Here is a 12,089-nt window from a genome sequence, read left to right as displayed (position 1 = left end):
TCGCGCCGGACGCGACGGTTGTGACGAACCTGGCCTACGCCGCCGCCCAGATCCGGGCGAGGCGGTCCGCCCAGTGCGTCGCGGCGTAGGGCTCCGCGTCCTCGCGCGCACGCCGCCCGAGGGCGCGGCGGCGGTCGTCGTCGGCGACGAGCGCCTCGAGCGCCGCGGCGAGCGCGGCCGGGTCGCCGACGGGCACGAGCACGCCGTTCTCCCCGTCGCGGACCACCTCGGGCAGCGCGCCCACGGGCGTCACCACCGGCGCGACACCGAAGGCCATCGCTTCCAGCACCGCCATCGGGAGCCCCTCGTGCGAGCTGGGCAGCACGAGCACCTCGACGCGGCGCAGCAGGGCGTCGCGCTCGGCGCGGTCCAGCCACTCGCGGACCTCGACGACGTCGCCCACGCCGGCGGCGGCGACCGCCGCGCGGACCCCGTCGACCTCGCCGTCCCCCGCCGCCACCAGCCGCAGCCGGTGCCGCGCGGCCGGGGAGAGCAGCGCGCAGGAGGCCACCACGTCGTAGACACCCTTGCGCGCCCCGAACCGGCCCAGGAACACCGCGAGGACGTCGCCACCGGGCGGGCGCTCTCCGGCCGGGCCTTCCGGCCACTCCACGGGGTTGGGCAGCGCGGTCACCTGGCGCAGCGCGACGCCGAGGCGCGCCGCGTAGCGCTCGCGCAGGCTCTCCGAGAGCACGACGAGCCGGTGCGGCCGCACCAGGGCGCGCACCACTGCCCGCGCCGGCGCGGGCAGCCCGTCGAACCAGTCGAGGAACTCCGACCCGTGGAGGTGCAGTACGACCGGCACGCGACGGGCCCGCGCCACCGCGCCGAGCAGTCCCTTGCGCAGCACCGACGAGCGCTGGGAGACGTGCATGTGGACGAGGTCCGGCGGGCGGAGCACGAGGTGGGCCGCGGCCGAGAGGGTGCCGGCGGCCATCGTCCGGAGCCGGGTCGCGGGCGGTCCGTCGCGGTGGGTGGTGACCACGTCGAGGTCGGCCAGCGCCTCGGCGTGCCGCTCCAGGGCGTGCTGCACGCTCCCGATCCCGCCCCTGGCGTCCGCGCGCGGTCCGACCACCAGCACCCGGGGCCGCGGCGCCGACACGACGGGAGGAGTCGGCGCGGGCTGGACGTAGGTCACCGTGAGTTGCTCCGTTCGTGCTGTTCGTCCCCCCATCGGTCGTAGCTGACGCCCGCCTCGTGTCGATCACGTGACGGCGATGTGCGCCGCGCGTCTCCTGCGACGACCGGTGTGGTCGGCGGGCCGAGCGGTCACCGGTCCGGCGGCACCCCGCCCGCTGGTAACCTGTGACCGTGAGTGACGGCGTCCGCCTGCAGAAGGTCCTGGCCGAGGCGGGGGTGGCGTCCCGGCGCCAGGCCGAGATCCTCATGAGGAACGGCCGCGTCGAGGTCGACGGCAAGGTCGTCAAGGAGATGGGCATCCGGGTCGACCCGGACACCGCCGTGATCCACGTCGACGGCTCGCGCATCGTCACCGACACCGAGACCGTCCACCTCGCGCTGAACAAGCCCGAGGGCGTGCTCTCGACGATGTGGGACGACGAGGGCCGCCGCTGCGTCGGCGACATCGTGCTGGAGAAGGCCGAGGGACAGCGGCTCTTCCACGTCGGTCGCCTCGACGCCGCGACCGAGGGCCTGCTGCTGCTCACCAACGACGGCGAGCTCGCGAACCGCCTCATGCACCCGTCCTACGAGGTGCCCAAGACCTACCTCGCCGAGGTCCGCGCGCCGATCCCCAAGGATCTCGGGCGCCGGCTGCGCGACGGCGTCGAGCTCGACGACGGTCCGGCCGCCGTCGACAGCTTCCGGGTGATCGACCGCGCCGGGGCGCGGGTGATGGTGGAGGTCGTGCTCCACGAGGGCCGCAAGCACATCGTGCGGCGCCTGCTCGACGCCGTCGACAAGCCCGTGCAGCGCCTCGTGCGCACCGCGGTCGGGGACGTCCACCTCGGCGAGCAGCGCCCGGGCACGCTGCGCAAGCTCAACCGGGACGAGGTCGGCTCGCTCTACCGGGCCGTCGGGCTGTAGACCGCCTCACCCGGAGCCGACAACGGGCCCGACCGCAGGGCACAATGGTCTCCCGAACGGGATGCGGTCCGGTGCGCACGGTGTTCGGGAGGCGGCTTCAGGATGGACGCGACGCTGCGCGGGGTGGTGGCCGTCGACGGGCCGTCCGGCACGGGCAAGTCGACCACGGCACGCGGTCTGGCGATGCGCCTCGACGCGCGCTACCTCGACACCGGCGCCATGTACCGGGCCGCGACCCTCGCCGTGCTGCGCTCCGGGCTGTCGCTCGACCTCGCCGCCACCACCGCCGAGGGCCACGACGACGTGGTGGCGGTGGTCCTTGGGGCCCGCCTCGAGCTCTCGACCGACCCGGCCGAGCCGCGCGTGCGCCTCGACGGCGAGGACGTCGGCGCGGAGATCCGCGGCACCGCGGTCACCGGCGCGGTCTCGGCGGTCTCCGCGCTCACGGCGGTGCGCGCCCACCTCGTCTCCGAGCAGCGCCGGATCGTCGCCGAGGCCCTCGCCGACGGCACGGGCATCGTGGTCGAGGGCCGCGACATCGGCACCGTCGTCGTCCCCGACGCCGGACTGAAGATCTTCCTGACGGCGTCCGCGCTCGTGCGCGCGGGTCGCCGCGACGCGGAGAACACGGCGGCGGGCCGGGTCGGCGCGCCCGACACCCAGGCCGACCTGGCACGGCGCGACACGCTCGACTCCTCCCGGGCGGCGTCCCCGCTGCGCCCGGCCGAGGACGCGGTCGAGGTCGACACCTCGACGCTGGACATCGACGGCGTGCTCGACCGCCTGCAGGGCCTCGCCGAGGACCGCGATATGATCGTCGGCTTCGCCGACGCGGGAGTCGGCTCTCACAAGGGTTAGGGCATCGAGCCCGGACACGAAGCGAAGCGGAGCTGGACCATTAACGAGGAAGGGCCCGCTGTGCTCGCCGACGGCGACGCAGGAACGGGCATCGACGGTGATGACGCACGCCCGGCGCAGCCGGTGCTGGCGGTCGTCGGGCGCCCCAACGTGGGCAAGTCGACGCTGGTCAACCGCATCCTGGGCCGCCGCGAGGCGGTGGTGCAGGACGTCTCGGGCGTGACGCGCGACCGCGTCGCCTACGACGCGCTGTGGAACGGGCGGCGGTTCACGCTGCTCGACACCGGCGGCTGGGAGCCCGGCGCCAAGGGCATGCAGGCGGCGATCTCGGCGCAGGCCGAGACGGCGATGGCGACCGCCGACGTCATCCTGCTCGTCGTCGACGGCCAGGTCGGCGCGACCGCGGTCGACGAGGCCGTGGCGCGCACGCTGCGGCGGGCCGACCGTCCGGTGATCCTGGCCGCCACCAAGGTCGACGACCAGCGGGGCGAGAACGAGCTCTCGGCCCTGTGGCGCCTCGGGCTCGGCGAGCCGCACCCGGTGTCGGGGCTGCACGGGCGCGGCTCGGGCGACCTGCTCGACCTCGTCATCGACGCCATGCCGGACAGCCCGCGCGACGACGTCGACCTCGAGGGCGGACCGCGGCGCGTGGCGCTGGTCGGCAAGCCCAACGTCGGCAAGTCGAGCCTGCTCAACCAGCTCACCGGCGAGACGCGCTCGGTGGTCGACGCCGTGGCCGGCACGACGACCGACCCCGTCGACTCGCTCGTCGAGATCGACGGCGAGACCTGGAAGATCGTCGACACCGCCGGCCTGCGCCGCAAGGTCGGCCAGGCCTCGGGCACCGAGTACTACGCCTCGCTGCGCACGAAGGCGGCGATCGAGGCCGCCGAGGTCACGGTCCTGCTCCTCGACGCCTCCGAGCCGATCAGCGAGCAGGACCTGCGGGTGGCCTCCCAGGTCGCCGAGGCCGGCCGCGCCCTGGTGCTCGCGATGAACAAGTGGGACCTCGTCGACGACGACCGCCGGTACGCCATGACCCGCGAGCTGGAGCGGGCGCTGGTGCGCTTCCCCTGGGTCGAGCGGGTCAACATCTCCGCGCGCACCGGGCGGGCGGTACAGAAGCTCGCCCCGGCCATGCGCACCGCGCTGGAGAACTGGGACCGCCGGGTGCCCACCGGGCAGCTCAACCAGTGGCTCTCCGACGTCGTCGCGGCGACGCCGCCGCCGGTCCGCGGCGGCAAGCAGCCGAAGATCCTCTACGCGACCCAGGCGCAGAACCGGCCGCCGACGTTCGTGCTGTTCACCTCGGGCTTCCTCGAGGCGGGCTACCGGCGCTTCCTCGAGCGCAAGCTGCGCGAGACGTTCCCGCTCACCGGCACGCCGGTGCAGATCAACGTCCGTGTCCGCGAGAAGGGGAAGCGCGGCGGGCGCAAACGCTGATACGTTCTCAGGACCAACGAGTCCTGAGGAGTGATCGCCGTGCACGATCTCGGTCCGGCCGCACGCGAGGTCGCGCGGGTCGCCGCGCAGGTGTCCGACGACGACCTCGACCGTCCCTCGCCGTGCGGGCCGTGGACCGTGCGCGAGCTGGTCGGGCACCTGCTCGCCCTCACCGCCCACTTCGCGAACGTCGCCCGGCACACCGAGTCCGACCGTGGCGGGGCGCCCGCCGAGGTGGGCGACGGGTGGCGCGCGCTCCTCGACGAGCGCCTCGCCGATCTCGCGACGGCGTGGACGGAGCCCGCGGCCTGGGAGGGCGAGGGGTCCGCGGGCGGGCTGACGATGCCCCGCGCCCAGCTCGGGATCGTCGCGCTCGAGGAGCTCGTGCTGCACGGGTGGGACCTGGCGCGCGCGATCGGCGCCGCGTACTCCGTGCGCGACGACGACGTCGCGGCGGTCGGCGAGTTCGTCGGCGGCGTCGCGCAGGCGGGCGAGCAGGCCCGGACCGGGCTCTACGGCCCGATCGTCGAGGTCGCCACCGACACCGAGTTCGATCGCGTGCTCGCCCTCGCCGGCCGCGACCCGCGCCCGTGAGCGGCTGATCGTCCGACGCTGTCGTCGCCCACGCGGGCGGGCGCCACGGTCACCGGCGTCGATCGGCCGCGGCGACGCCGGCGCCGCAGGAGTCGCGTGAGGTGGCGTGCTGTGCGGGTCGGCGCCGGGAGCTCGCCCGCGAGGGCGTCGTCGAGCAGCGTGCCGACGGTCTCGGACGCGCACGTCCGGTTGGTCCCGATGCCGCCCGACGGGCCGCGCTTGGCCCACCCGACGACGTAGGTGCCGGGCACGCCGCTGCCGGTGTCGGGATCGACGACACGACCGGCCGTGTGCGGCACCGTCGCGCTCGCCGGGTCGAAGGGCAGGCCCGGCAGGGGTGTGCCGCGGTAGCCGACGGCCCGGACGGCGAGGCCGGCGGCGATGTCCGCCGCCGCGGTCCGCACGGCGGTGACCCGGTCCTCGCCGAGGATCGCGGTGGGGGAGGAGCCGAACCGCAGGACGATCCGTCGCCCGGGCCCGGGCGCCGCGGCGAGGTCCACCGGCCGGCGCGCCACCCCGGCGAGCAAGCCCGCGTGGCTGCCCGGCGCGGCGCCCTCGATGGCCGCCGCCGTGTCCGGGTCGTCGTCGACCACCAGCTCGACACCGTCGAGGCGGGTCAGCGCGCGCAGCTCCGGGCGGGTGTAGGCGGCGTGCTCGAGGCCCCGCCGTCCGAGCACCACGACCTCGCGCACCGCGCTGCGGCGCAGGCGCTCCAGGGCGTGCCCGGCGATCGCGGTGCCCGCGAGCGCGTCGGGGTCGGTGAGCAGGACCCGGGCGACGTCGAGTGCGACGTTGCCGTTGCCGATCACGACCGCCCGCTGCCCGGCGAGCTCCACCGCCGGGTCGAGCGCGTCGGGCGGCACGTCGGGGTGGCCGTTGTACCAGCCCACGACGCGGGTGGCGGGCACGCTGCCGGGCAGGTCCTCGCCGGGCACGTCGAGGCGGCGGTCGGCCGCCGGCCCGGTCCCGTAGATCACCGCGTGGTGGTGCTCGGCGAGCTCGGCGTGGGTGAGGTCGCGGCCGACCTCGACGCCGAGGTGCAGGCGGACCCGCGGGTGGGAGAAGAGCGTGGCGAACGTGTCGCCGACCTTCTTCGTCGACGGGTGGTCGGGGGCGACGCCGTAGCGCACCAGCCCGCCCGGCGTCGCCAGGCGGTCGATCATCGTGACCTCGGCCTCGGTCGACCGCAGGAGCTCCTGCGCCGCGTAGCAGGCCGCCGGGCCGGTGCCCACGACCGCGACCCGCAGCGGCCCGACGCCCGGGGCGGTGCGGGGGAAGTCCGGCGCGCCCCAGGCGTGGTCGGCCGGGTGCTCCCGGAAGTACGCCGCGTTGATCTCCGCGTAGCCCTCGTCCGCGAGCATGTCCACGGGACCGATCGCGTCGACCGGGCAGGCATCGGCGCAGGCGCCGCAGTCGATGCACGCGTCCGGGTCGATGAAGAGCATCGACGCGGAGCCGAAGCCGCGCTCGTCGGGCGTGGGGTGGATGCAGTTGACCGGGCAGACCGCCACGCAGGACGCGTCGGTGCAGCAGGTCTGGGTGATCGCGAAGGCCATGGCGGTTCCCCGGCTCAGAGCATGTGGACGCGCTGGTACATCGCGGTCGCCGGGCGCGTGAGGAGCCCGACCTGGCCGAGGAAGTCCATGAGGTGGGCGCAGCTCGAGCGGACCATGGCGTGGTGGTGCTCGTTGTGCCGCGCCTCGCGCACGGCCCGTTCGGGGTCGAGCCCCGCGGCCGCGTAGACGCCCTCGTGGACCATGTTGCCCACGATCACCTGGGCGCTCGCGGCGATCAGCCAGGCGGAGAGGTGGCGGCGGGTGCGGCCGGCGCCGGCCAGCCGCTCGCGCATCTCCTGGCGCGCGAACTTCATGTGCCGCGACTCCTCGACGACGTGGATGCGGCTGGTCTCGCGCACCAGCGGCAGCACGTCCTCGCCGCGCATCCAGTCGCGCTGCATGACGTCGAGGACCTCCTCGGCGACGAGGATGCCGCCGTAGGCGGACTCGGCGGAGGCGACGGTCTTGAAGAACCGCCCGAGCTCGAGGGCGAGGCGCGGCGGGACCGACGGGTGGATGCCCATCGTCTCGCAGGCGCGGGCGAACATGATCGAGTGGCGGCACTCGTCGCCGATCTCGCTGAGCGCGAAGCGGAATCCCGGGTCGGCCGGGTCGGCGGCGTACTGATCCCGCAGCACCATCTGCTGCAGGATCATCTCGAACCAGATCCCGGTGCTCATGATCGAGCACACCTCGTGCCGGGTGAGCCGGACGCGCTGCTCGTGCGACACCTCGTCCCACAGCGCGGTCCCGTAGAGCGTGCTCCACTCCGGGTTGAGCCCGTGCTGGTCCGGGTCGAGCGGCGCCGCCCAGTCGATCTCCGTCTCCGGGTCGTGGGAGCGCGCGGCCGCGGAGTCGAGCAGGCGGCGGGCCGTGGCGTGGGAGCCGTCGGCGCGGGCCTCGAGCAGCTCGGTCATCGGATGCCTCCGGGTACGAGGTACAGCGTGTTCCTGTTACCGCTGTTCCTGTTACCGAAGGTATCCCGTTACCGAAGGTCATACACACCCGGACATGACCGACGTCACGGCCGGTGTCCAAGTGGTGCCGACGGCGCCACCGACGCCGAGCGACCGGGCGCGACGGCGGCGGCGAGCGCCGCGCGGTCGGGGAGTCCGAGTCGCGAGCAGGCGCGGTAGACGTGGCTCTCGACGGTGCGCACCGAGACGTGCAGGCGTGCGGCGATCTGGCGGTTGGTCAGCCCCTCGGCGGCGAGGACCGCGACCTCCCGCTCGCGACTGCTCACCGGCAACGGCGCGCGGGCCAGCTCGAGCGCGGGGGTCGATGCGCCCTCGCAGCGGTCCTCGGCCAGGGCGATCGCGCGGTCGGCGGCGGCGGTGGAGGCCGGGAGCCGTCCCCGGTCGCGGGCCGCGGACGCGGCGTGCGCGGCGGCGTCCGCGGCCGCGAGCAGCAGACCGGCGGCCTCGAGCTCGTCGGCGGCGCCGAGCAGCACGTCCGGGTCGCGGGCGGCCAGACCGGCGGCGTGGCGGGCGGCGGCGCGGGCGCGCGGGGTGTCCAGGACGCGGGCGAGGTCGGCGAGGGGCTCGACCTGGTCGCGGTCGCCGAACCGGACCGCGGTGTGCCGGGCGACCATCTCGATCGCGCGCTGGCCCTGCCGGTGTGCCTCGGCCGCGAGACGGCGCGCCGTCGCGACGGCGTCGGACAGCGACCCGTGGGCGGCCGCGATCCACGCCCGCGCGAGGTGCAGGTCGCCGTCCCCGGCGCGGATCACGGGATGTCGCGCCTGCTCGGCCGCGGTGACCGCGGCCGAGGCGCCGGCGGCGTCGCCGGTCGCCGCGCGGGCCTGCGCGATCATCGCGTGGAACCACGCCGTCCACCCGCCGCCGTGGCCGGGGAACGCCGGCAGGATGCTGTCGAGCAGCCGCGCCGCGGTGACGACGCGCCCGGCCTCGAGGGCGAGCCGTCCCTGGTAGAGCGCCGACCACGTGGCCCCGTGCTGTCCGGACAGGCTCTCGACCCAGTCGAGTCGGGGGCGGGCGTCGTCGAGCACGCCACGCAAGCCCGCCTCGAGGACGTCGCCGAACCCGAGGTTGCCCAGCATCGCCCCGGTCTCGGGTGCCTGCCGGGCAGCCTCCATCCCGCGCACGACGTGGTCGCGTACCGAGGTCCCGCCGGCGCCCCGGAAGGCGACCCCGTACGCCGCGGCCCACGACGCCCAGGTCGTCGCCTGCGACGACGTCCCGGGACGCCCGAGGACCGCGGCCGTCGCCTCCAGGCCCGGGACGACGTCGCCGACGCAGACCAGCAGGACCGCGCGCAGGGCCGTCGTCTCCGGGAACGGCGCCCCGTCCGCGTCGACGCCCTCGCGGTCGAGCAACGCCCGCGCCTCGGCCGCACGATCGAGGATGAACACGAGGATGTGCACCCGCGCGAGCAGCGCGCGCGCCCGCTCGTGCGCGGTCCCCGCGGCGGGCAGGGCGGTGGCGAGGACCGCGTCGGCCTCCTCGGCGCGCATCATCCAGCCGAGCAGGAAGCCCAGCCCGAGACGGGCGTCGAACCCGCCGCCCGCCTCGACCGCCGCCCGCAACAGGCGCTCGGCGAGCCCGAAGTCGGTCAGGTTCATCGCCTGCTCGGCGGCGAGGACGAGCAGCGTCGAGTCCGGCGGGCTGTCGCTGCCGAGGTCGAGCACGGCGCGGCGCAGGTCGTCGCCGGCGCGACGGCTGCCGGTCGAGCGCAACGCCGCGGACAGCTCCCCGCGACGGCGGCGGGCCCGCGGCAGGCTCATCCGCGCGCGGGTCACCTCGCCGTAGAGGGGGTGCGCGAGGTGCACCTCCGCCCGCACGCCGTCCTCGGCCGCGAGGACGAGGCCGCGTTCGGCGAGGCGGTCGACGGCGCCCTCGGGGACGAGTCCCACCAGCACACCGAGACCGAGCGGTTCGCCGAGGGCCACCAGCTCGAGCGCGTGGGCCTCGTCCTCGTCGAGCTTCCCGATCCGTGCGGCCAGCAGCGCCTCGAGCCCGGGCGGCAGGACGCTGGGGCCCTGCCACTCCCAGCGTCCGTCGACCTGGCGCAGCCGTCCCGCCGCGCGCTCGCCGTCGACGAGGTGGCGCAGCCAGAGGACGTTGCCGCGGGTCGCGTCGTGGAGGCGGCGCTCGGTCTGGGCATCGACCCGCCCGCCGAGCACGGTGCCCAGCAGGGCCGCGGCGGCTGCCGGCGCGAGCGGGTCGATCTCGATGCGCGCGGCGAGCCCGTCCTTCCAGATCGCCGTGATCGCCTCGGGGCAGGGCTCGCCGGCCCGCACGGTCAGGACGAGCCGCAGCGCCCCCTCGGCGGCCAGCTGGCCGACGAGCACGGCCGACACCTCGTCGAGCAGGTGCGCGTCGTCGACCAGCAGCAGCGAGTCCGGCCCGCCCGCGCGCAGCGTCGCGCCGACGCGGGCGAGCGCGGAGACGCCGGCCTCGGGGTCGTCGCCGGTGTCGACCGGCGCCGGCAGCCACGGTGCGAACGCTCCGAGCGGGATGTCGCGGGCGGACAGCGAGCCGGTCGCGAGGTGCACCGCATCCCCGGGGGCGAGGCGGCAGGCGAGCTCACGGGCGAGACGGCTCTTGCCGACCCCGGCAGGGCCCGCCACCACCACGGCGCCGTCGCGGGCGAGGCCGTCCGACACGGCGCGGAGCTCCGCCTCGCGACCGGTGAACGGCCAGGTCCCGTGCGGTGTCGGACTCGCGGTTCGGGCCACCGCCGGTCCTCCGGATGCGGATGTCAAGGAGTCCGGAAGTCTGCCCCAATGAGCCCGAACGTGTGAAGCAGCTGTGTGCTCAACGGGGCAATCGTGCCTCGACGTCCGTCACCGTCGCCCGCGAACCCCGGGTGTGGAGGGCGTCGAGGTGGGCCCGGTAGGCCGTGGTGAACCGCTCGTCGTCGATCAGGTCGCCGAAGAGGTCGCGGTCGGCGAGGAACGCGAGCGGCTCGTCGGGGTAGCGGCGCGCGGCGGCGATGCGGTCCTCCGCGCGGCCGGTGTCGACGACCTCGATCGGCTCGCCCTGCTCGTCGGCGCCCTCCGCGTAGCGGGCCCAGGAGGCGACGACCAGCGCGGAGCGCTCGATCTCGCCGCCGTTCTCGAGGTTGATCCGGATGACCGGCACGAGCCAGGTCGGGATGCGGTCGGAGCTCTCGGCGGCGAGCCGCGCGAGGGTGTCCCGGATCTCCGGGTTGGCGAAGCGCTCGATGAGCGTGGCCTTGTAGTCGTCGAGGTCGACCCCCGGGACCGGCTGGAGGGTCGGCGTGCCCTCGCGGTCCATGTAGGCGCGGGTGAACCCGGCGAACAGCGTGTCGCCGGCGACCTCGTGGGCGTAGCGGTAGCCGGCGAGGTAGCCGAGGTAGGCGATCGCCTGGTGGCTCGCGTTGAGCAGGCGCAGCTTCATCAGCTCGTAGGGCTCGACGTCGTTGACGACCTGGACGCCGACGTCTTCGAACGCCGGCCGCCCGGCGACGAACTTGTCCTCCAGCACCCACTGGGTGAACGGCTCGCACACGACCGGCCAGGCGTCGGCGATCCCGGTGCTCGCGCTGAGCTCCTCGCGGTCCTCGTCCGTCGTGCGCGGCGTGATCCGGTCGACCATGGAGTTGGGGAACGGGACCTGCGCCTCGATCCAGTCCGCGAGCTCCGGGTCCCGCCGCCGCGCGTACGCGGTGATCATCGCGTGCGCGACGTGGCCGTTGCCCTGGATGTTGTCGCACGACATGACGGTGAACGGGCCGGTGCCGTCGTCGCGTCTGCGGCGCAGCGCCTCGACGATGTAACCGAAGGTGGTCTGCGGCGCCGCGCCCTCGGCGGCCGCGATGTCGGCCTGGATCGCGGGGTCGCGGTCGTCGAACTCGCCGGTGCTCGCGTTCTTGTGGTAGCCGCCCTCGGTGACGGTGAGGCTGACGATCCGGGTGGCCGGGTCGGTCATGCGCTCGAGGACGGCCTCCGGGTCGTCGGGGGCGTACAGGTAGTCGACGATCGAGCCGATGATCCGCGGCTCGCGGCGGCCGTCGGCGTGCTTGAGCACGAGGGTGTAGAGGTCGTCCTGGGCCTCGGTGACCTCGGCCATCCTCTTGTCCGCCTCGAGCACCCCCACCCCGCAGATGCCCCAGTCCAGGGCCTTGCCCTGCTGCATGAGCTCGTCGAGGTACATCGCCTGGTGTGCCCGGTGGAACCCGCCGACCCCGAAGTGGACGATGCCCACCGAGACCGCACTGCGGTCGTAGGTCGGGCCGGGGACCCCCGCGGGGAGATCGGCCAGGGTCGCCGCCGTCAGCGTCGTCGCAGCCACCCGCCCACTATGGCGTGCGCCACCGGATCTGTGCAGGAGGGTCGGCGGACAAGATCGCGCGAGGTGCTCCTCGGGGGAGACGTGATCGACCGGACGGAGCACCGGCGGCGATCTTGCGGGGGAGCTGTCGCCACTCTCGGGGTTGCGCGTGCGCTGGAGATCAAGAGCGCACCACGCACCTCTGGCGGTCTTGAGCTCAGGGGGTGGTCGCAACACCGGTGGTTGGTGGGGCGGAGAGTAGTTGGTCGATGGCTCGGGCGGGGCAGCGCCAGTCGAGGGTCTTGCGGGGTCGGCCGTTGAGTTCGGCGGCGACGGC

Annotated in this window: 9 protein-coding genes; 4 read left to right on the top strand and 5 right to left on the bottom strand. The window is 75.0% G+C overall.

All coding sequences use genetic code 11. The features are described 5' to 3' along the window. Positions 1 to 34 precede the first annotated feature (34 nt). Positions 35 to 1,138, bottom strand: a complete 1,104-nt coding sequence (locus tag QSK03_RS30635; protein ID WP_285659385.1) for a glycosyltransferase family 4 protein — start codon at positions 1,136 to 1,138, stop codon at positions 35 to 37. 173 nt (positions 1,139 to 1,311) lie between these two features. Here QSK03_RS30635 and QSK03_RS30630 point away from each other — a divergent pair, with 173 nt between their 5' ends. The 4 genes from QSK03_RS30630 to QSK03_RS30615 all read left to right on the top strand — a co-directional run bounded on the left by QSK03_RS30630 (position 1,312) and on the right by QSK03_RS30615 (position 4,941). Further along, positions 1,312 to 2,046, top strand: a complete 735-nt coding sequence (locus QSK03_RS30630) for a pseudouridine synthase (RefSeq protein WP_502872241.1) — start codon at positions 1,312 to 1,314, stop codon at positions 2,044 to 2,046. A 102-nt stretch (positions 2,047 to 2,148) separates the two neighbouring features. Next, positions 2,149 to 2,904, top strand: coding sequence for a (d)CMP kinase (gene cmk / locus QSK03_RS30625; RefSeq protein WP_285659383.1), 756 nt, complete (start codon positions 2,149 to 2,151; stop codon positions 2,902 to 2,904). Positions 2,905 to 2,964: 60 nt separating this feature from the next. Beyond that, a complete protein-coding gene (der, locus tag QSK03_RS30620) occupies positions 2,965 to 4,347 on the top strand; it encodes a ribosome biogenesis GTPase Der (RefSeq protein WP_285659382.1) in 1,383 nt (460 codons plus the stop codon). A 39-nt stretch (positions 4,348 to 4,386) separates the two neighbouring features. Further along, positions 4,387 to 4,941 (top strand): TIGR03086 family metal-binding protein, encoded by a 555-nt coding sequence (locus tag QSK03_RS30615; protein WP_285659381.1) that lies wholly within the window; start codon positions 4,387 to 4,389, stop codon positions 4,939 to 4,941. Here QSK03_RS30615 and QSK03_RS30610 read toward each other — a convergent pair. The 4 genes from QSK03_RS30610 to QSK03_RS30595 all read right to left on the bottom strand — a co-directional run bounded on the left by QSK03_RS30610 (position 4,860) and on the right by QSK03_RS30595 (position 11,773). Further along, complete coding sequence (locus QSK03_RS30610) at positions 4,860 to 6,497, bottom strand: FAD-dependent oxidoreductase (protein WP_285659380.1); 1,638 nt, start codon at positions 6,495 to 6,497, stop codon at positions 4,860 to 4,862. The two genes, QSK03_RS30615 and QSK03_RS30610, sit on opposite strands and share 82 nt — an antisense overlap. 14 nt (positions 6,498 to 6,511) lie before the next feature. Further along, on the bottom strand, positions 6,512 to 7,414 hold the full coding sequence (locus QSK03_RS30605) for an AurF N-oxygenase family protein (protein WP_285659379.1): 903 nt from the start codon (positions 7,412 to 7,414) through the stop codon (positions 6,512 to 6,514). A 104-nt stretch (positions 7,415 to 7,518) separates the two neighbouring features. After that, complete coding sequence (locus tag QSK03_RS30600) at positions 7,519 to 10,194, bottom strand: LuxR C-terminal-related transcriptional regulator (protein WP_285659378.1); 2,676 nt, start codon at positions 10,192 to 10,194, stop codon at positions 7,519 to 7,521. A gap of 79 nt (positions 10,195 to 10,273) precedes the next feature. After that, positions 10,274 to 11,773, bottom strand: a complete 1,500-nt coding sequence (locus tag QSK03_RS30595) for a mannitol dehydrogenase family protein (protein ID WP_285659377.1) — start codon at positions 11,771 to 11,773, stop codon at positions 10,274 to 10,276. Between the last annotated feature and the right edge of the window lie 316 nt (positions 11,774 to 12,089).

The sequence above is a fragment of the Actinomycetospora sp. NBRC 106375 genome (genome assembly GCF_030269665.1).
Lineage (GTDB): Bacteria > Actinomycetota > Actinomycetes > Mycobacteriales > Pseudonocardiaceae > Actinomycetospora.
This window is presented reverse-complemented; position numbering and strand designations above follow the sequence as displayed.

What these genes read in the sequence shown, in the direction of transcription:
- QSK03_RS30610 (WP_285659380.1), bottom strand. Translation starts at nt 6,497, where the DNA reads ATGGCCTTCGCGATCACCCAGACCTGCTGCACCGACGCGTCCTGCGTG.
- cmk (WP_285659383.1), top strand. Translation starts at nt 2,149, where the DNA reads ATGGACGCGACGCTGCGCGGGGTGGTGGCCGTCGACGGGCCGTCCGGC.
- QSK03_RS30605 (WP_285659379.1), bottom strand. Translation starts at nt 7,414, where the DNA reads ATGACCGAGCTGCTCGAGGCCCGCGCCGACGGCTCCCACGCCACGGCC.